The organism is Pseudoalteromonas sp. (assembly GCF_018402495.1).
In the GTDB taxonomy this organism is placed as follows: domain Bacteria; phylum Pseudomonadota; class Gammaproteobacteria; order Enterobacterales; family Alteromonadaceae; genus Pseudoalteromonas.
On record NZ_JAGYIU010000001.1, the window covers coordinates 561,538 to 581,670 of the forward strand.

Below are 20,133 nucleotides of genomic sequence, written 5' to 3' on the forward strand. Positions count from 1 at the left end.
GATGTCGACAATTTGTTGGTTTTTTATTCGTTTAAAAGGGGTTTAGGGTTGACAGTGTTGAACAACTAGCACATAGTTAAGCCATAAATTGTCGACAATATAAAAATACTTTATGACACAGCCCCTTTTAAATGAAACATCTATAACAACCGCTTCAGATAAAGTGTTTGTAGATATGCGCCGTGAAATTGTAGAAGGCAGCATTGCACAAGGCAGTAAAATATCTGAGCCAGAGCTGGCAAAGCGTTATGGTGTAAGCCGTGCAACGCTTAGAGAAGCACTTAATCGTTTAGAAAGTTGCTATTTAGTTGAGCGTAAAGCCAATATAGGTTGCCGTGTTGTGGCTTTAACTGCCGAGCGATTAATTGAAGTATACCAAGTTCGCAGTGCACTTGAAGGGCTTGCATGTAGGTTAGCTGCCGACAATATGGAACCAGATGAAGTACAAGGCTTGAAACAATTACTTAATCAGCATTTGCAAACTCAGCGTGTTAAAGAAGGTGAATCGTACTATCAAGAAGCAGGCGACTTAGATTTTCATTACAGAATAATCAAAGGCAGTAAAAACGCTCACTTAATTCATTTGTTATGCCACGACCTGTACCAATTAATAAGAATGTACCGTGTACAAATGGGCATGGTAGGGCCACGGGTATCGAAAGCGTTTGACGAACATTTAGCCATTATTAACGCCATTGAAAACCATGATGGTGAGCTGGCCGAAATGCTAATGAAGCGCCATATCAGTGCATCACAAGCAAATATACAAACAAAATTTGATAGATATCAATCAGTACAAGCCGTGCAAAATCACGTGGCTAACTAGTACAGGTGTAACATTTTTAAAAAATACTAAGTTGCCAAAGAGCAGCCCCGTTCAAAGTTAGGAGAAGGTAATGTCAGCAGGATTAAAATTTAAACAGGCAATTGCAAATAACCACCCGTTACAAGTTGTGGGTACTATAAACGCGTATACCGCGATGATGGCTGAAAAAATGGGTCATCAGGCTATTTATTTGTCGGGTGCGGGTGTGGCTAATGCCTCATTTGGTATGCCAGATTTAGGGATGACCAGCCTTGATAACGTACTTGAAGATATTCGCCGTATTACCGGTGCTAGCGATTTACCTTTGTTAGTGGATGCCGATACAGGTTGGGGTGGGGCGTTTAATATTGCCCGTACCGTTAAAGAAATGACTAAAGCAGGTGCAGCCGGTTTTCATATTGAAGACCAAGTGGCGCAAAAGCGGTGTGGCCATCGCCCTAATAAAGAAATAGTTACCCAAGCTGAAATGGTAGATCGTATTAAAGCGGCGGTTGATGCTAAAACCGATAGCGATTTTTATATTATGGCGCGTACCGATGCGTTTCAAAAAGAAGGCTTAAATGCGGCGATAGACCGTGCAGCTGCGTGTGTTGAAGCGGGCGCTGATGCGATTTTTGCAGAAGCGGTTCATGACCTTGCTGATTACCAAGCATTTAGTAAAGCCATTAATGTGCCTATTTTGGCTAACATTACTGAGTTTGGCCAAACCCCAATTTACACCAAAGAGCAACTGAGTGATGTGGGCGTAGAAATGGTGCTTTACCCATTAAGTGCGTTTAGAGCAATGAATAAAGCAGCACTTAATGTGTATTCAGCTATTTTGAATGAAGGTTCTCAACAGAGCCAAATTGAAAATATGCAAACTCGTGCAGAGCTTTACGACTTTTTAGATTACCACTCGTACGAAAACACGCTAGATAACCTTTTTTCAGCAAAATCTGACAAATAATAAAAATTCAATAGGAGAGAATCATGGTAGATAAAGCATTAGGCGGCGCAGGCTTACGCGGACAAGTAGCAGGCCAAACAGCATTGTGTACAGTAGGGCAAACGGGTTCTGGTTTAACGTATTGTGGTTACGATATTAGCGAGCTTGCTGAAAAAGCACAGTTTGAAGAAGTGTCGTTTTTACTTTCTCGTGGTGAGTTACCAACATCAAGCGAACTGGCAGAGTATAAAGCTAAACTTAAAAGCTTGCGCGGCTTACCCGATGCATTAAAAACAGTGCTTGAGAACATTCCTAAAGACGCACACCCAATGGATGTAATGCGTACAGGTTGTTCTATGTTAGGTAACCTTGAAATGGAAAATGATTTTAGCCAAGCAAACGATGCAATTGACCGCATGGTGGCAATTTTCCCAAGTATTATTTGTTATTGGTATCGTTTTACCCATGACGGTGTGCGTATTGAAACGCAAACCGATGACGATTCAGTAGGCGCACACTTTTTAACGTTATTACACGATAAAGCGCCAAGCGAATTATTTGCACAAGTAATGAATGTATCGCTAATTTTGTACGCAGAGCATGAATTTAATGCCTCTACCTTTACCGGTCGTGTGTGTGCATCAACGCTTTCTGATATCCATTCTTGTGTAACTGGCGCAATTGGTACCTTACGTGGTCCACTGCATGGCGGTGCCAACGAAGCCGCCATGGATATGATTGAAGGCTTTACCAGCGCCGATCAAGCTGAAGATGCATTAATGGGTATGCTTGCGCGTAAAGATAAAATTATGGGCTTTGGCCACGCTATTTATCGTGAGTCGGATCCGCGTAATGTGATTATTAAAAAGTGGTCTGAAAAACTAGCGGCGGAAGTGGGTGATGAGGTGCTTTACCCGGTGTCTGTTCGTTGTGAAGAAGTTATGTGGCGTGAGAAGAAGTTATTCTGTAATGCTGATTTTTTCCATGCATCGGCGTACCACTTTATGGGTATTCCTACCAAGTTATTTACGCCTATCTTCGTAATGAGCCGTGTAACTGGTTGGACAGCGCACGTAAAAGAGCAGCGTGCTAACAACCGTATTATTCGCCCAAGTGCCGATTACACAGGGCCAGATGCACGTAGTTATACGCCAATCGAATCAAGATAATTATATAGTCCATACAAAGGTGAGTTACTAACTCACCTTTTACGGCTTTAGCAAATTATGCAAACAATACATCTTCTAATCTAAAGCCTGTCTTGATCAACCACGTCACCAAATTAGCGAATTTATTATGACCATTATTAATAACACCCAATACCGTAAGCCATTACCAGGCTCAAATGTTGATTACTACGATACCCAAGCCGCGGTTGATGCGATTAAGCCAGGCGCATACGCTACATTACCTTACAGCTCGCGTGTATTTGCCGAGAACTTAGTGCGCCGCTGTGAGCCCGATATGTTAACCGATGCGCTTAGCCAAATAATTGAGCGTAAACAAGACTTAGATTTTCCGTGGTACCCAGCACGCGTTGTATGTCATGACATTTTAGGCCAAACCGCACTGGTTGATTTAGCGGGCCTGCGTGATGCTATTGCTGCAAAAGGCGGCGATCCTGCAAAAGTAAATCCGGTTGTACCAACTCAACTAATTGTGGATCATTCATTAGCGGTTGAGCACGCAGGTTTTGATCCCGATGCATTTGAAAAAAACCGCGCCATTGAAGATAGACGCAACGATGACCGTTTTCATTTTATAAACTGGACCAAAACAGCGTTTAAAAATATTGATGTGATCCCACCGGGTAATGGCATCATGCACCAAATTAATCTTGAAAAAATGTCGCCGGTTATTCAAAACCGTGACGGTATTGCCTTCCCAGATACCTTAGTGGGAACAGACAGCCATACCCCGCATGTTGATGCTTTAGGTGTTATTGCTGTAGGCGTAGGTGGCCTTGAAGCCGAAAGCGTAATGCTAGGGCGCGCATCATACATTCGCTTGCCAGATATTGTGGGTGTGGAGCTTACCGGTAAACGCCAACCTGGCATTACTGCAACCGATATTGTACTGGCGATTACCGAATTTTTACGCGAGCAGCGTGTGGTATCGACTTACCTTGAATTTTATGGTGAAGGAGCTGATGCACTTACGCTTGGCGACAGAGCCACGATTTCAAACATGACCCCAGAATTTGGCGCAACGGCCGCTATGTTCTATATAGACGATAAAACCATTGATTATTTGCGTTTAACAGGTCGTGATGAAGAGCAAATTGCCTTGGTAGAAAACTACGCGAAAACAGCAGGTTTATGGAGCGATAGCTTAAAAACCGCTCAATACGATCGCGTACTTAAATTTGACCTATCAAGCGTAGGGCGCAACATTGCAGGGCCTTCAAATCCGCATCGTCGTGTATCTACTAGCGATTTAGCTGCGCAAGGTATTTCGGGTGTTGTTGAGAACGAAGAAGGCTTAATGCCAGATGGCGCCTGTATTATCGCCGCTATTACCAGTTGTACTAATACCAGTAACCCGCGCAATGTCATTGCGGCAGGTTTATTGGCACGAAATGCTAACGCTAAAGGACTCACACGTAAACCATGGGTTAAAACGTCATTGGCACCGGGCTCTAAAGCGGTGCAATCGTACCTTGAAGATGCAAACTTACTTACTGAATTAGAGCAACTCGGTTTTGGTATTGTGGGTTTTGCCTGTACTACCTGCAATGGCATGAGTGGTGCGCTTGATCCTAAAATTCAACAAGAAGTGATTGATCGCGACCTATATGCAACGGCTGTACTTTCGGGTAACCGAAATTTTGATGGCCGAATTCATCCGTATGCAAAGCAAGCGTTTTTAGCGTCACCACCTTTAGTAGTTGCTTATGCAATTGCGGGCACCATTCGCTTTGATATAGAAAAAGATATACTCGGTAAAGATCAACAAGGTAACGATGTAACCTTAAAAGATTTATGGCCATCTGATGAAGAAATAGATGTGGTTATCAAACAAAGCGTAAAACCAGAGCAATTTAGAAAAGTATACGAGCCAATGTTTAACTTAACCGTTGATTACGGCGAAGATAACGACCCTCTATACGATTGGCGCCCAGAGAGTACGTATATTCGCCGCCCACCTTATTGGGAAGGAGCATTGGCAGGTGATCGCAGTATGACAGGTATGCGCGCGTTAGCAGTACTTGGCGATAACATTACAACCGATCACTTATCACCTTCTAATGCGATTATGGCCAGCAGTGCGGCAGGTGAATACCTGACTAAAATGAATGTGCCAGAAGAAGACTTTAACTCATACGCTACGCACCGAGGCGATCACTTAACCGCGCAACGTGCCACCTTTGCTAACCCTAAACTACTTAATGAAATGGTACTTGATGAAAACGGTGACGTTAAGCAAGGATCGTATGCGCGTATAGAGCCAGAAGGTGAAAACACCCGTATGTGGGAAGCTATCGAAACTTACATGCAGCGTAAACAACCACTTATTATTTTGGCAGGCGCTGATTACGGCCAAGGCTCTTCGCGCGATTGGGCAGCAAAAGGCGTAAGACTTGCTGGTGTTGAGGTTATTGCAGCCGAAGGGTTTGAGCGTATACATCGTACTAATTTAATTGGTATGGGCGTATTGCCGCTTGAATTTAAACCAGGTACAACGCGTAAAACACTTAACCTAGATGGTAGTGAAAGCTATGACGTGAAGGGCGAGCCCACACCAGGCGCAACCCTAGAGCTTGTTATTACCCGTAAAAATGGCGAAGTATTAAATGTACCGATGAAATGCCGATTAGATACGCAAGAAGAGCTCTCTATTTATGCCGCGGGCGGTGTATTGCAACGCTTTGCGCAAGACTTTTTAGAAGCCACGCAAGCATCATAAGGACACACGTTTATGTTTAAACCACAAATTAAAGTGCCAGCAACTTACATGCGCGGCGGCACCAGTAAAGGGGTGTTTTTTAATTTAACCGATTTACCTGCACCTGCCCAAGTGGCAGGTGCGGCGCGCGATAGCTTATTATTACGCGTTATTGGTAGCCCAGATGCGTATGGTAAGCAAACAGACGGTATGGGCGGAGCAACTTCAAGCACCAGCAAAACAGTTATTTTAAGTAAAAGTGAACAACCCGATCACGATGTTGATTATTTATTTGGCCAAGTCGCCATTGATAAACCGTTTGTTGATTGGAGTGGTAACTGCGGAAACTTAACCTCTGCCGTGGGCGCGTTTGCCATCAGCAACGGTTTAGTTGATAAATCTCGCGTGCCTGATAATGGCATTGCTGTTGTACGCGTATGGCAGGCAAACATTAAAAAAAGCATTTTAGTGCATGTACCTATGACTCACGGTGAAGTACAAGAAACCGGTGATTTTGAGTTAGATGGTGTGACGTTTCCTTCGGCTGAGGTAAAGCTTGAGTTTATTGACCCAGCTGATGGCGACGGTGCGCTATTTCCTACAGGTAATGTGGTTGATGATTTAGAAGTACCCGGTGTAGGTATACTAAAAGCAACCATGATCAACGCAGGTATTCCCACTATTTTTGTAAATGCCAGCGATATTGGTTATACCGGTACTGAGCTACAAGATGATATAAACGCTGATGAAGCCGCACTCACTAAGCTTGAAACCATTCGTGCCTATGGCGCGGTAAAAATGGGACTAATTAATACGATTGATGAAGCGCAAGCACGCCAACACACACCTAAAGTGGCGTTTGTGGCTGCACCGCTTAATTACAAATCATCAAGTGGTAAGCAGGTTAATGCAAGCGATATAGATTTGTTAGTACGTGCAATGTCAATGGGTAAGTTACACCATGCAATGATGGGCACCGCAGCGGTAGCTATTGGCACAGCAGCCGCAATTGACGGAACATTAGTTAATTTGGCCGCTGGTGGCGGTGCTATTAACGAGGTTAACTTTGGTCACCCATCGGGCACACTTAAAGTAGGTGCAGAGGCGGTTGTTACAAATGGTCAATGGCAAGTGACTAAAGCGAGTATGAGCCGCAGCGCACGTGTATTAATGGAAGGCTGGGTAAGAGCGCCATTTGATTATGACTAACTAGCACCCAAAATACGTACTATAGTAAAATAATAAGCCGCGAACTTAACTTAGTTTGCGGTTTTTTTATTCAGTCATTCAATAGGTTGTAAAATACACTTTGTTGAGGGTTATTCAATAAATAGCAGTATTTTTCTGTTATGTCGGTAAATATTCACTTATATTAAAAACGCTTACCTACATTTATAGCTGTTTATTAGAAGTACGTGTTTACGGAGTTGTTAATGGATTTATCAAGGCTAAATGCAGAAAGGTTGATACAAAATTTACAAACCGGTGTGGTCGTGCATGCACCAGACACAGGAATTTTGTATGCAAACCCTGCGGCTTTAAATATTTTACGTTTAACAAAAGAGCAAGCGTTAGGGCGCGACTCATTTGATAGTAAATGGAAATTACTGGATGAATTTCGTCAACCACTGCAGAGTTCTCATTATCCTGTTAGTGTTGTTATTAAAACCCAAAAACCACTGATGAATGTTGAAATAGGTATATGTGATAGCTCAAGCGACGAAATTACATGGGTGCTATGTAACGCTTATCCAGAGTTTGACGAGCAGAACAACATTGCTGAAATAGTCGTCACTTTTATCGATATTACTCATCAAAAACAAGCTATTCCATTTAAAGAAATTGTTGAATTAGCCAGCGACGTTATTTTAGTAACCGAGGCAACCCCTATTACTGATGATGGCCCTAAAATTGTTTATGCAAACCAATCGTTTACTAAAATAACTGGTTATCATTTAGATGAAGTTAGAGGTAAAACGCCGCGCATTTTACAAGGCGCTAAAACTCAACAAGCGACACGCGATAAAATTAGGCATGCGCTAGAAAATAAACAGCAAGTATCTGAGCAAATACTAAATTATAAAAAATCAGGTGAGCCTTATTGGATTGATATGAATATTTTTCCATTAAAAAATGCGTTAGGTGAGTTGGCTTACTATGCTGCGATTGAGCGCGATATTACTAAAATGAAGCAGTATCAAGCACAGCTAAAAGATTTAACCATTAAAGATCCGCTTACTAATTTACTCAACCGAAGAGGGTTTATGGAAACAGCTAAGCTTGCACTTGATGCGTGTATTAAAGACAGCCAGCACTTAACCCTTACGATGATAGATATAGACCACTTTAAGCGCATTAACGATCGATTTGGCCACGAAGGCGGAGATAGTGTGTTGCAAAGCATAGCTGCTACGTTTAAATCATTTTGTGACAGTGACGATATTATAGCCCGTTTAGGAGGAGAAGAGTTTTGCATTGTTTCGCCTACCAAATGTGTCAGTACCGTTGTTAAAACCTTAGCAAAGTTGCAAGATCATTTAAAAGATAACCCAGTGCAGTTATCAAGTGGCGGGCAGGTGAGTTATACAATAAGCAGTGGTGTATCAAGTTTGACTTCTGAGTCGTGTTCGCTGCAGGGACTATTAAGAAATGCCGATACAGCACTTTATAATGCAAAAACAACCGGACGGGACCAAACGGTGGTATTTAACCAAAGCCTAGATTATGAGTAGATAAAACTGAAACAGGGTCGCTTAACTTTAGCTGCCCAGGGTTTAATCGAGGTTATAACACTGCAGTTTTTTGCTTTTTATAAAGGGTTCTAATTCATTATTTTCACGCATACTTGCTATCTCTGCGTTAATGTCATCTAGGATAAATTGCCAATTAGGCGTGCTTTTGCTGACTTCGTAATACAAGGCTTTGTATTCTATGCTTGGCGTTAATGCAACGAGGGCATTAAGCATCATTTTTTTATTTTTGTTTGATAAAGGCGATTTATAAATACTGGCTTTTAGTACTTCTAAGTCGGCAACAATAAGCTCAACGCGACCATTTAAAAGCAAATGAATAAGCTGATACTCACTGTTAGCAACGATGGTTTTTATTTCGCCTTGTTCAATAAGTTGATCTAATTCTTTACTATTTTTATATGAACGTACCACCCCCATAACCCTGTTTTTTACAGACTCAATACTGCCATTGTAATTAATACTGTGATCTCTAAGTGCCACAAATGATAAGTCGCCACCAGGAATGGGCTCAGATAACGCGAGTAACTGATTACGTGTTTTGGTTAAAATGTTTTCTGACATTACATCGTCACTAATAAAATACTCAGGAAATAAAATATCAGCTTTGCCTAGTTCAGCTTCACGCACTGCACGCGCCCAAGGGTAAAACTCTATATGTACACCATAGCCGCGTTTTACTAACATGCTTACTGTGAGTTGATATAACCAGCCCTTATTGCATAAGTTATCGTCTATGTAGGGGGGCCAATTGAGTGTAACTAAGCGAAGAACTGTATCGGCTTTTAAATTATAGCCATAGCCGCTTTTGTATTTTTCGCCAGGAAGCGTGATGTTTTTATTGTCGACTGTATAGGTCACTGGCGCAGGTTGTGCGTAAGTGAAAAATGATAGTACTAAGGCAGCGATTAAAAAAATTCTCATAAGGATAATGCATTTTTATCTTTAATTTTAAGTGTAGTGCGTTATTTGGAATAAACAACTCAAATAGTGAGGTTCTTTTAGTATACAAACAATTAAATATAGCCTTAAAAAGCGATAGCTATTAACATGTAAAGATGAGTAATTTAACTTTGATACGACATAAAACTAAAGGTCTTTTTACTAGAAGGAATTTTTATGGCTAATAAGCCAATAAGTGAAGACAATCCGTTTGCTAATTTATCTGATGTGCAGTGTGAGCAGATCCAACATTGGTATCAAAAGCATATTTCTAGAACTTTAAATTCTTTACTTAAAGGCAGCCAGTCAGGGAAAGTAATAGAAAGCAAGCTAGAAAATTCTTTAAACCAAGCATTTACTCATAGCAAGCAAATAACAACTTATACTGTTGACGGTCATTCTAATATTAAATTAAAAAATGCCAGTGTAATGGCTGAGCTTAATGATACCCGTGATTTGTTTCATGGTGCGCAACTGAAAATAAATAAGCTAGAACAAAAAATAACAACAAGCGCTGAAGAAATACAATTACTAGAGGCACAAAAAAGCGAGTTACAGTTAGAAGTACGTAGCTTAAAGCAACGTTTAAACCATGTACTATCGCGATTAGAGTCACAAGGTGTCTCATTCCAAAAAAGCCATTATGTAGGGCGTATTTTGGTACACGCACTGCGTGTAAGCTTTCATAGTTGGCAGCAAACTCCCTCAGGAGAGCCGTTCAAAAATCATGACTTTTATAAGCTTTTCCCGCGTGTTTTGTATTCAAGCTTATTAAAAGAAATTGAAAAACTATTAGGTGAGCACGATTATAATCAAATAGAGCGTTCGCTTAGTGACTTTGTATTTAAACAAAAAGGCTCACCTGTAGAGAACTGGCCAGACGAAGACCCGATATACGATACGCGATTAATAAATCAAAAACAGTCTGAGTTGTTAATAAAGCTACATAGCCAAAAACAGCAGCGAAAAAACTTTACTGCCTATCTAGAAAAACGCCTTTCTAATACTGGCTTTACCCATAAACACAGTGATTTATTGATGACTTTAGTTGAATTTGCTACTGGTAATGAAAATAGTCAGTTTTCTAATTACAGCCATTAATTAATCATAAATGATTAGGGGACTTTAAGATAACTTGTATGGTTAGCGTTGTGCTGTTGAAGTCCTAGCTGTTTTAACCTAGCTGATAATTTGTTTTGTGAAAGTGCTTTTATTACCAGCTCATACAGTGTGTTTATATTAAGTTGGTGTGTTGGGCGAATTAACAGCTGGTGCTTGTAGGTTTGCGCAACGCGCTCTGATATAAGCAATAATTTTTTATTTTTTGGATAGTTATTAAGGTATTGATTTAAATAAGAACGAGTGACAATAGCAGTATCGCTACGTTTTTTTAGGACTAATTCAATGCTTTTTTTGTGGTTGCTTAGTAACCTCATCTTATAGTCTTTTTCAAGTATTGAAGGGTTACTTTCAAAGTTTGCTAACTCATAGTGATAACCCAAAATGCCAATAATGGTTTTATTATCTAAGTTATCAAACCAAGTTTGTGATTTTGCAAACTGCTTTAAGGCAATAAAGACTTCACTATCTGTTGCGATGACAGGAGAGTTATTTATTACATGATTGTCTTGCAGCCAACCCCAGTTTGGATCTTCAAAAAAGACCGCATCGAACAAACCTTGCTGATAATCTTTAAAGCGCCGAATAGGTGTGGTGAGCACAAGCTCAAAATGATAGTCAGACTGTATTTTATTAAGCTCTAAAATAAGATCTACAGTAAACCCGGAGGCTTGACCGTTAACAATTTCTACATAAGGAGGAAATTCATAGCCACCCACTTTAACCAGGGTTTTAGCTTGTGCTTGGCTAATCAAACAAATTAGCAGTGCTAATGTACTAAAAAAAGATAACTTCATAGGTATAAAAGCCTTCAATATTTTCTATGACATTTTAGCTTACATACTACTTATTTAGTAACAAAATATAAATTATCAAACAAATATCTGTTGGAGTAATTTTTTCTAGCGTTATAAGTAGGTTTTATGCTTTTGTTTAATGTTTGGTGGTTATTCGATGTCGGGTGTTTACCCAACGTCGGGTAGTGTGGCTTCGCCACTTAACCGACCTACGTTCCCAACAATCAACGTAGGTTGGATAAGCCGGAGGCGCCATCCGACGATGTTGGATAAGCCAAAGGCGTCATGCGGCGATGTTGGATAAGCCAGAGGCGTCATCTGACGATGTTGGATAAGCCAAAGGCGCCATCCGACGGTGTTTGATAAGTCAAAGGCGCCATCCGACGGTGTTTGATAAGTCAAAGGCGTCATCCGACGATGTTGGATAAGCCAGAGGTGCCATCCGACGATGTTGTATAAGCCAGAGGTATTGGTCGTTCATTATAAGGAGATTTTTTATGAGGTATCGTCGAAACTATCAACCAGGAGGAACGTATTTTTTTACGGTTAATTTGCAGGATCGTAAAAAGTCATTATTGGTGGAGCATATTGATTTATTGCGTGGGGCTGTGCGCTGGGTAAAAATGCATAAGCCATTTTATATTGATGCGTGGGTGGTGTTGCCTGATCATATGCATGCAGTGTTAACTTTACCAAAAGGTGATAGCGATTATTCTGGTCGTTGGCGTGAAATTAAAAAACCTTTTTCTAAAGGGTTACCTAAAAACGAATATTTATCACTCGCACGCGTTAATAAAAATGAACGAGGGATTTGGCAGCGCCGTTTTTGGGAGCATACTATTGTTGATGAACGTGATTATTGGCACCATGTAAATTATGTGCATTTTAACCCGCTTAAACATGGCTTGGTTGAGCGGGTGATTGATTGGCCTTATTCAAGCTTTCATAAAGCGGTCGCATCAGGAATATACAGCCGTAATTGGTGCGGGGAATAATTAATACGTTTTATGTAGGCGTTTTTTGATGTTGGGAGTTTATCCAATGTTGGGAGTTTGTCCAATTTTGGGAGTTTAACCAATGTCGGGAGTTTATCCAACGTCGGGTGGCGTGGCTTCGCCACTTAACCGACCTACGTTCCCAACAATCAACGTAGGTTGGATAAGCCGGAGGCGCCATCCGACGATGTTGGATAAGCTCGGTGCGTCATGCGACGATGTTGTATATGTGGGTGCTTTTTGATTTTGGGATATTACCCAACGTCGGGTGTTTATCCAATTTAGGGAGTTTATCCAATTTAGGGAGTTTAACCAATTTAGGGAGTTTAACCAATGTCGGGTGGCGTGGCTTCGCCACTTAACCGACCTACGTTCCCAACAATTAACGTAGGTTGGATAAGTTCGGGGCGCGCCATCCGACGATCTTTGATAAGCCAGAGGTGTCATGCGACGGTGTTGGATATGTGGGTGCTTTTTGATTTTGGGAGATTACCCAACGTCGGGTGTTTATCCAATTTAGGGAGTTTAACCAATGTCGGGAGTTTATCCAACGTCGGGTGGCGTGGCTTCGCCACTTAACCGACCTACGTTCCCACAATCAACGTAGGTTGGATAAGCCAAAGGCGTCATCCGACGATGTTGGATAAGCCAGAGGTGTCATGCGACGGTGTTATATATGTGGGTGCTTTTTGATTTTGGGAGATTACCCAACGTCGGGTGTTTAACCAATTTAGGGAGTTTAACCAATGTCGGGAGTTTATCCAACGTCGGGTGGCGTGGCTTTGCTACTTAATCGACCTACGTTCTTTTTATGAGTTGGTACGACTGAGTGGATTCGAATCATCGACTCTTGGACCGGGTGATTAAGAGTAGGTAGTGCTTTTTCTTGAGGTGTTTTTTGAATTGGTACGACTGAGTGGATTCGAACCAATGACTCTTGGACCGGGTGATTAAGAGTGGGTAGTGCTTTTTCTTGAGGTGTTTTTTTGAATTGGTACGACTGAGTGGATTCGAACCACCGACCTCTGGACCGGGTGATCAAGAGTAGGTAGTGCTTTTTCTTGAGGTATTTTTTTGAATTGGTACGACTGAGTGGATTCGAACCACCGACCCTTGGAGCGGGTGATTAAGAGTAGGTAGTGCTTTTTCTTGAGGTGTTTTTTTGAATTGGTACGACTGAGTGGATTCGAACCACCGACCCCTACCATGTCAAGGTAGTGCTCTAACCAACTGAGCTACAGTCGTACAATATGAAATTCTTAAACTTTGTTTGGTACGACTGAGTGTATTCGAACCACCGACCCCTGGACTGGGTGATCAAGAGTAGGTAGTGCTCTTTCCTTCAACGTACTTTAAATACAGCATTTACTCATTTTGGTACGACTGAGTGGATTCGAACTACTGACCTTTGGACCGGGTGATCAAGAGTAGGTAGTGCTTTTTCCTTCAACGTACTTTAAATACAGCATTTACTCATTTTGGTACGACTGAGTGTATTCGAACCACCGACCCCTGGACTGGGTGCTCAAGAGTAGGTAGTGCTCTTTCCTTCAACGTACTTTAAATACAGCATTTACTCATTTTGGTACGACTGAGTGGATTCGAACCACCGACCCCTACCATGTCAAGGTAGTGCTCTAACCAACTGAGCTACAGTCGTACTGTAAGTTTACATACTATTTAATTCATCCATGAAGCTTCATCCTGTCGGCGTCCTGCCTCCACCTCGTTAGGCTGCGAAGCTTCGCTTCGGTCCAATCTCGCCCAACTGAGCTACAGTCGTACTTCTGTATTTAAGAATTGTTAATTGCTTAACAACGGTCGCTAATATATAGCGTGATGAGTGGTGAATCAAGCATGTTTATGGTTTTTAAGTTTATTTGCCGTTTTTTTATTCATATTGGACTGATTTCGCACGTTTTATAAAATTTTTGCCACCAGATAACATGCTCTTTTGCTGACGCTTTTAGCTGAGAGAGTAAGTTGTTAGAGTTTGGGTCAAGTAGGGCATTTATCGCTTCACTGCTTACTGCTTGATTAAACCATAGTTGCATATACAGCGGCTGCAATGTTTCTAAATAACCGCTCAGCTGTGCTTGATAAGGCTGTATTTGTTTTAAATAATATTTATTAAATATATTACTGACAATTTTAGCCTGCTGCTTGTTTTTCCCTTTAGGGCAAATATCTTCTACTACTAATGAATTTACAAACTGGGTTGCTGTATGATTTAAGCTAATTTGTTCTCGCGCAGCTTGAATAAGCTGTTGGTCAAATTTGTATCTGTTGAGCGGTTCAAGCGCTGACAAAATATCATCGCTGTTTATTGCCATACTCTTTTTCGTTTCTATTTGGTGTTTTATGGTCGTTAGCTTTTTAAGCGCCTCAACTGTGTCGCTAAACCCAGCTGGTTGGGTGCTGAGTTCTTGGCCAGTGAGCTGCCAAGTGCTGCTCAGTTCAGGTTCACTATATAAAACATTATTAAAATAATGAGCGAGCTGAGTTTGTTTCTGGGTTTTTGCCGCTGCAATTTTACTGTGAACGTTGCTTTGTTTATTTAAGGTGTTTAAACAGTTTTGCGCGCTTTGAATAAAATCTATTTGGTACTTCAATTGGCTAGCAGCGGTGGCTGTTTTGCCTAATTGATTATTATGCTCGCTTATCAGAACGTTAAGTTTACATTGGCTAATACCAGCTAGTTCAGTTATGCCAATTTTAATGGCAGGTTGCAACGCTTCAACTGGCTCTACTAAGGCTAATTGTTGCAGTGGCTTTGTGTGTGGCTTAGGCGTTTGTAAGGTATTACTTAAGCGAGACAAATAGGTTTTATTTGCCTCACTGGGCTGCTCTGAGCAGCCCAAAAGCACCATACAACATGCCGCTAATAACCAATTAAGCGGCAGTTTGGTATAGATTGATTGTTTAAGTGAGAATAAATGGTTCACGTTTAAATCGCCTATGAACGGTCAGCATCAGTAGTATAGCTGCAACTGATAAGCCAACGATAATGCCTATCCAAAAACCATGCGGGCCCATTGCTGGCACTATCATGTCTGTTCTTGCTAATACGTAGCCTAAACTAAAGCCGATTAACCAATAAGAAATAAAAGTAATATACGAAATCGGCGCTGTGTGTTTTAAACCACGTAAAATACCGTTTGCAGCTACTTGTAATGCATCAGGAAGTTGGTAAATACAGGCTAAAATCATAATTGATGAAGCAAGCGCAAGTACCGCAGGGCTATCGCTATATAATTGGCTAATCACATCACGCCCTATAAATGTAATAAAAGCGATAAACAACGCAACCATAGCCGCCATAATATAACTTGTTGATACTGCAACTTTTAATTGTTCTAAATGATTTTGACCAAATAAATTACCAATGCGTATGCTAATGGCAATTGAGAGGCTCAATGGCATCATAAATAAAAGTGCAGTCACACTGGCTGCAATTTGATGGCCAGACACAGCCACCGCACCCAAATGCGCAATAAACAGGGGAATACAGGCAAACAAGGTCACTTCAAAAAAAGTAGCGAGTGAAATAGGAATACCGAGTTTGGTAATAATACCAATGGTTTTAAAATTGGGTTTTTCAAAGCCAGTTAATAAGCCTTTGGCATCTATTTTTTTACTCAGCTGGCAATAAGTAACTTGCGCAATAGCCATTACAGTAAATACCAGTGCGGTGGCAATACCACAGCCAGCGCCCCCAAATGCGGGTAGACCAAATAAGCCCTTAATAAAAATATAATTGAGTGGGATATTTACCGCAAGCCCGAGTAGGCTGATATAAAACGCAGGCTTGGTCATCCCCATGCCTTCGGTCATATTTCTATACACGGTAAAAATTAAAAAACCAAATACACCCCATTTAACAAAATGAATGTAATCAAAAGCAAGTCCCGCAATCGCCGGGCTAGTATCAAGTTGTAAAATAACGGTGTTGGCAAGCTGGGCAGCACAAAAACCTGCAATACTCAAAAGGAGCGTTAAATAAAGCGCTTGCTGAAAATAATGGCTAATGCCGTTGCGGTCTTTAGCACCCGCAAATTGAGCAATGACTCCCGTTAGGGCTAATAAAATACCTTGTATTGCTAATAAAATTGGGTTCCATATTCCTGTAGCAATTGACAGTGCAGCGAGATCGGTTGGACTCACTTGTCCGGCCATAATGGTATCAACCACTGACATTAATACTAAGGTCACTTGTGCTAAAAAAACGGGAAAGGCGAGGGAAAGTAAACGTTTAGCTTCCCAACTACAAAAAGTCATAAAAAACAGCTATTCAGAAAAACATAGCCGCATTGTAATCTATTGTGATTGCTCTATCTATGTAGACAATCAGCGAATCTATTAAATTGCTGCATAAGCTTACTTTTGTTGCTAATAAAAGTGCTATTAAGTGAATTATTTTAGCGATTGATACGTTAAACTAGCACTTTGTTAGAAAGAGAAGCGATTTTTATGTTTACCGGTATTATTCAAACTCAAGCAACAGTAGTCTCTAGAACCCATACGCAGGGTGTATTACGTTTAGTCGTTTCTGTTAATGAGCAATACGTAAAGCATTTAGACTTAGGTGCTAGCATCGCTATAAATGGTTGCTGCTTAACGGTAGTTAAAGTAGAGCGTATTAATCAAGATGTAGTGGCTCAAGTGCATTTTGATGTTATTGACGAAACTTTGCAGCTTACTAACCTTGGACAACTGGAATTGGGTAGTTTAGTCAATTACGAGCGTTCTGTGTCGTTTGGTACTGAGCTGGGTGGGCACATAGTCTCTGGTCATATTCATTGTACTGCCAAAATAGTGCAAATAGTTAAACTAGAAAATAACTACAAAATGCAGCTTAGCCTTCCAAAAAAATGGCAAAAATATGTGTTATACAAAGGGTTTGTATCTATTAATGGCGCCAGTTTAACGGTTGGCAATATTGATGAGCATGGCTTTTGGTTACACTTAATACCAGAAACACTCGATATTACTAATTTAGGTGCAGCCGTTGTAGGTGATGAACTTAATATAGAAGTTGATCAGCAAACATACACTATTATAAACACTGTCGAAAACTACATGCGTCAACATAGCTAAAATATTTGTTCGTCATCGCTGTCCACGTGTAACTCTAACTTATTACGTGCATAGTCTATATGCATATTTAAATGAATTAGATTACAGCAAGCACTGCATTCTTCATAGTAGTCTTGATCGCCCATACTGGCATCAAGGTCTAAATGAATATGGTGTCCACAATGTGGGCAGGCGATACGTTGTGATAAAAAGTCTTTCATGCTTAACGGCCTAAAAAATTTAGCTACCGTTAAGTATAGTCTTTATGATTTGTTTACTGCATTTATTTAAGTTTAGTCGTTTAGTAGTTTATCAACGTGCTCTTTGGCCTGATTTAGATAATGCCCAGCATAAATGTTGGCGTTGTTTAAAATAGGGTAAAGCTGGTAAACAAGTTTACGTTGCTCATAACCCTGAGCTAAAGGATAGTGTTGGTTATAAGCACTGTAAAAATCGTCAGGTAGGGGTGCAAAAAGCTCACTCATGGCAATATCGACCTCCCGATCGCCATAATAACAAGCAGGGTCAAATAGAGTTGGGATCGTGTTAACAAATCCAATATTACCGCGCCAGAAGTTACCGTGTAATAATGATGGTAAAACAGGGTGGTTATGCAGTTGCTCTTTTACTTGGTCTATTAGTTGGTTTGGCTCTGCCAGTACAATGCCTTTTTCTGCCAATAGTTGCAATTGCCAACCAATTCGCTCTTCTGCAAAAAATACATCCCACTTTTTATGCCACTGATTTGGTTGAGGTGTGGAGCTTAAATAATTGTCAGTATCAAAGCCAAACATCGCTTGCTCATGCTTTTGATGTAACATAGCAAGGTGTTTGCCCATAGTTGACCAATGGGTGTGAGGAAGCTCATCAAGTGTTAACCACTCTAACACAATAAACGCATATTCTATATTGGCGCCAGTAGTAATACAGTCGGGTATCATAAACACACTGTTTTGAGTAAGTTGTTTTAAACCTTGAGCTTGTGCTTCAAAGCGCTCAAGCTCATGTTTTTTTGCTATTTTAACTAAGTAATTGTGCGTGCCATTACTTAAATGAAATAACTTATCGGTTGATGAGCTTTGCAACTGACGTTTTTGAGTGTGTTTAAATTCGTAATGGATAGCTTGGCTGATCTGTTGATTAACTGTATTCCACATAACAATTGCTTACCTTTTAAACCTGTAAATCAACTATGGCAAAAAGAGATTAAATTAACAAATTAATCAGTGTAAAATTAAATCCTAAAGCTATAAATCACTGTTGTGGAATAAAAAATGAATAAAAGTTTTATTACTAATTCTTTAGCAGCATGCTGTGTTGTTATTGGTGTTGTATTTGAGCAAGCCCTAGTACTTTCTGTGGGCTTATTTGCACTTTCTGGTGCGGTTACAAACTTACTTGCTATTCATATGCTATTTGAAAAAGTTCCGTTTTTATACGGCTCGGGTGTTATAGCGCTTAAGTTTGAAAGTTTTAAAGTGGCGATACGAAACTTAATTCTTACCGAGTTTTTTTCTGAGCATAAAATAGACAAGCTTCTAAGCAAGGCGCAGCCAACAGTTGATTTTGAGTCGGTTATTTATAAAGTGGATTTAAATCCGGCGTTTGATAATTTGTTAGTAGTGATAGAACAATCTCAATTTGGTAGCATGCTGGCCATGTTTGGCGGTACACAAGCCGTTGAGCCAATGCGAGAAAAGTTTATTGAAAAAATGCAATCATCATTGGTACAAATAAGCGACACCGATGATTTTAAAGCATTACTAAGCGATATGCTTGCGAAAGGCAATAACGCAGAAAGTTTACATAATACGGTGCTTAAATTAGTTGATGAGCGTTTAGATGAGCTTACACCTAAAATGGTGAAAGAAATTATTCAAACCATGATCCGCGAGCACTTAGGTTGGCTCGTTGTGTGGGGTGGTGTATTTGGTGGTTTATTTGGCTTAATTGCAGCAATTATTTAGGCTGTTAAGCCGCTTAAAAAGAGTATAAGGAGCAAGGGTGCGAAAAACGTTAGCAAGTTACTATCAGCAAGCCTACGCGTGTGAGCAACAGCATTTTAATCAGTGCTTTTATTGTGGTTGTGAGGCAACAGAGCGCGATCACTGTCCGCCATTGCATATGCTGCAAAGCATTATAGATTTAGGTGAAGAGGCTGATTTTATAGCCATAGCAGCATGTTATGAATGCCATGCGTTACTTCATAATGAACGTTTAATGACCATTGATGAGCGTTTTAGTAAGCTTAAAAAGAAATTATCTAACAAGTATGCCAAGCCATTACGTGTTTATAATATGTGGGAAGAAAGCGAGCTTAGTGATATGAGCGATGAATTTGCACACAGCATTCAAGCAGGTATGAAGCTCGGCAAAGAGGCTGCACAGCGTCTTGCATTTACAGGGTTTAGTTACGCCACAGAAGAGGCGCGTGTTACGGTGCGTGAAAAAACCAAAGAGTTTGATGTGGAAGGCACTGTATTTACTGATTTTAAAGAAGCGCTTAACTATTGTATTAATGTATTAAAGGTGCAAAAAAGTGACTTTTATAAAATTTTAGTAGAAGACTATCAGGGGGACTTTAATAAGGCATTAGGTCAATACCGACATCGTCATAATAAAGTCACCGCCGCTAAAGATGGCAACACATTGATTAAAGACTTTTCGAAGTTACATAAGCAAAATTCGGATTTTGTAACCCGAACGGTTAAACATTTTATTAGTAAAGATCCATCGCTCACCACAGAAAGGGCACTGGATAAGCTTTATAACAATTATATAAAAAAATAATGACAGAAACTCACCTTAAATAACT

At 40.5% G+C, this 20,133-nt stretch carries 17 protein-coding genes and 2 tRNA genes; 11 read left to right on the forward strand and 8 right to left on the reverse strand.

Annotated elements, in window-relative coordinates; genetic code table 11:
- Positions 1-112 precede the first annotated feature (112 nt).
- From KG708_RS02595 to KG708_RS02620, 6 genes are all read left to right on the forward strand, one after another.
- The gene (locus KG708_RS02595; RefSeq protein ID WP_213607995.1) at positions 113-826 is read left to right on the forward strand and encodes a GntR family transcriptional regulator; all 714 of its coding nucleotides are present in this window, start codon (positions 113-115) and stop codon (positions 824-826) included.
- Between the two features lie 70 nt (positions 827-896).
- A complete protein-coding gene (prpB, locus tag KG708_RS02600) occupies positions 897-1,775 on the forward strand; it encodes a methylisocitrate lyase (protein ID WP_008109898.1) in 879 nt (292 codons plus the stop codon).
- Positions 1,776-1,798: 23 nt separating this feature from the next.
- Positions 1,799-2,923, forward strand: a complete 1,125-nt coding sequence (gene prpC, locus KG708_RS02605) for a 2-methylcitrate synthase (protein WP_213607996.1) — start codon at positions 1,799-1,801, stop codon at positions 2,921-2,923.
- A gap of 127 nt (positions 2,924-3,050) precedes the next feature.
- Positions 3,051-5,660 carry a Fe/S-dependent 2-methylisocitrate dehydratase AcnD gene (acnD, locus tag KG708_RS02610; protein ID WP_213607997.1) on the forward strand — a complete coding sequence of 870 codons (2,610 nt, stop codon included), beginning with the start codon at positions 3,051-3,053 and terminating at the stop codon, positions 5,658-5,660.
- Between the two features lie 12 nt (positions 5,661-5,672).
- Positions 5,673-6,848: a 2-methylaconitate cis-trans isomerase PrpF gene (gene prpF, locus KG708_RS02615; protein ID WP_213607998.1), complete on the forward strand. Its 1,176-nt coding sequence runs from the start codon at positions 5,673-5,675 to the stop codon at positions 6,846-6,848.
- Positions 6,849-7,072: 224 nt separating this feature from the next.
- Positions 7,073-8,371, forward strand: coding sequence for a diguanylate cyclase (locus tag KG708_RS02620; protein WP_213607999.1), 1,299 nt, complete (start codon positions 7,073-7,075; stop codon positions 8,369-8,371).
- 42 nt (positions 8,372-8,413) lie between these two features.
- Here the strand turns inward: KG708_RS02620 and KG708_RS02625 are convergent, their stop codons facing one another.
- Positions 8,414-9,313: a transporter substrate-binding domain-containing protein gene (locus KG708_RS02625; RefSeq protein WP_213608000.1), complete on the reverse strand. Its 900-nt coding sequence runs from the start codon at positions 9,311-9,313 to the stop codon at positions 8,414-8,416.
- Positions 9,314-9,508: 195 nt separating this feature from the next.
- Here KG708_RS02625 and KG708_RS02630 point away from each other — a divergent pair, with 195 nt between their 5' ends.
- Positions 9,509-10,432: a hypothetical protein gene (locus KG708_RS02630; RefSeq protein ID WP_213608001.1), complete on the forward strand. Its 924-nt coding sequence runs from the start codon at positions 9,509-9,511 to the stop codon at positions 10,430-10,432.
- A 14-nt stretch (positions 10,433-10,446) separates the two neighbouring features.
- On the opposite strand, the gene KG708_RS02635 is transcribed toward KG708_RS02630, so the two are convergent.
- The gene (locus tag KG708_RS02635) at positions 10,447-11,247 is read right to left on the reverse strand and encodes a transporter substrate-binding domain-containing protein (protein ID WP_213608002.1); all 801 of its coding nucleotides are present in this window, start codon (positions 11,245-11,247) and stop codon (positions 10,447-10,449) included.
- Between the two features lie 497 nt (positions 11,248-11,744).
- Here KG708_RS02635 and KG708_RS02640 point away from each other — a divergent pair, with 497 nt between their 5' ends.
- Positions 11,745-12,242, forward strand: coding sequence for a transposase (locus tag KG708_RS02640; protein ID WP_213608003.1), 498 nt, complete (start codon positions 11,745-11,747; stop codon positions 12,240-12,242).
- A gap of 1,168 nt (positions 12,243-13,410) precedes the next feature.
- Here the strand turns inward: KG708_RS02640 and KG708_RS02645 are convergent.
- From KG708_RS02645 to KG708_RS02660, 4 genes are all read right to left on the reverse strand, one after another.
- A tRNA-Val gene (locus KG708_RS02645) sits at positions 13,411-13,487 on the reverse strand.
- Positions 13,488-13,825: 338 nt separating this feature from the next.
- A tRNA-Val gene (locus tag KG708_RS02650) sits at positions 13,826-13,902 on the reverse strand.
- A 235-nt stretch (positions 13,903-14,137) separates the two neighbouring features.
- Complete coding sequence (locus KG708_RS02655) at positions 14,138-15,187, reverse strand: DUF3080 family protein (RefSeq protein ID WP_213608004.1); 1,050 nt, start codon at positions 15,185-15,187, stop codon at positions 14,138-14,140.
- A complete protein-coding gene (locus KG708_RS02660; protein WP_213608005.1) occupies positions 15,165-16,520 on the reverse strand; it encodes an MATE family efflux transporter in 1,356 nt (451 codons plus the stop codon). The genes KG708_RS02655 and KG708_RS02660 overlap by 23 nt, the downstream gene beginning before the upstream one ends.
- A 192-nt stretch (positions 16,521-16,712) precedes the next feature.
- Between KG708_RS02660 and KG708_RS02665 the strand changes: the two genes are divergently transcribed.
- On the forward strand, positions 16,713-17,339 hold the full coding sequence (locus tag KG708_RS02665) for a riboflavin synthase subunit alpha (protein WP_213608006.1): 627 nt from the start codon (positions 16,713-16,715) through the stop codon (positions 17,337-17,339).
- Here KG708_RS02665 and KG708_RS02670 read toward each other — a convergent pair.
- Positions 17,336-17,539 (reverse strand): CPXCG motif-containing cysteine-rich protein, encoded by a 204-nt coding sequence (locus KG708_RS02670; RefSeq protein ID WP_008464077.1) that lies wholly within the window; start codon positions 17,537-17,539, stop codon positions 17,336-17,338. The two genes, KG708_RS02665 and KG708_RS02670, sit on opposite strands and share 4 nt — an antisense overlap.
- Positions 17,540-17,611: 72 nt before the next feature.
- On the reverse strand, positions 17,612-18,475 hold the full coding sequence (locus tag KG708_RS02675) for a fructosamine kinase family protein (protein ID WP_213608007.1): 864 nt from the start codon (positions 18,473-18,475) through the stop codon (positions 17,612-17,614).
- Between the two features lie 117 nt (positions 18,476-18,592).
- Here KG708_RS02675 and KG708_RS02680 point away from each other — a divergent pair, with 117 nt between their 5' ends.
- Both KG708_RS02680 and KG708_RS02685 read left to right on the forward strand, forming a co-directional pair.
- Positions 18,593-19,285 (forward strand): DUF445 domain-containing protein, encoded by a 693-nt coding sequence (locus tag KG708_RS02680; RefSeq protein ID WP_213608008.1) that lies wholly within the window; start codon positions 18,593-18,595, stop codon positions 19,283-19,285.
- Positions 19,286-19,322: 37 nt separating this feature from the next.
- On the forward strand, positions 19,323-20,108 hold the full coding sequence (locus KG708_RS02685) for a hypothetical protein (protein ID WP_213608009.1): 786 nt from the start codon (positions 19,323-19,325) through the stop codon (positions 20,106-20,108).
- The last annotated feature ends 25 nt before the right edge of the window (positions 20,109-20,133 follow it).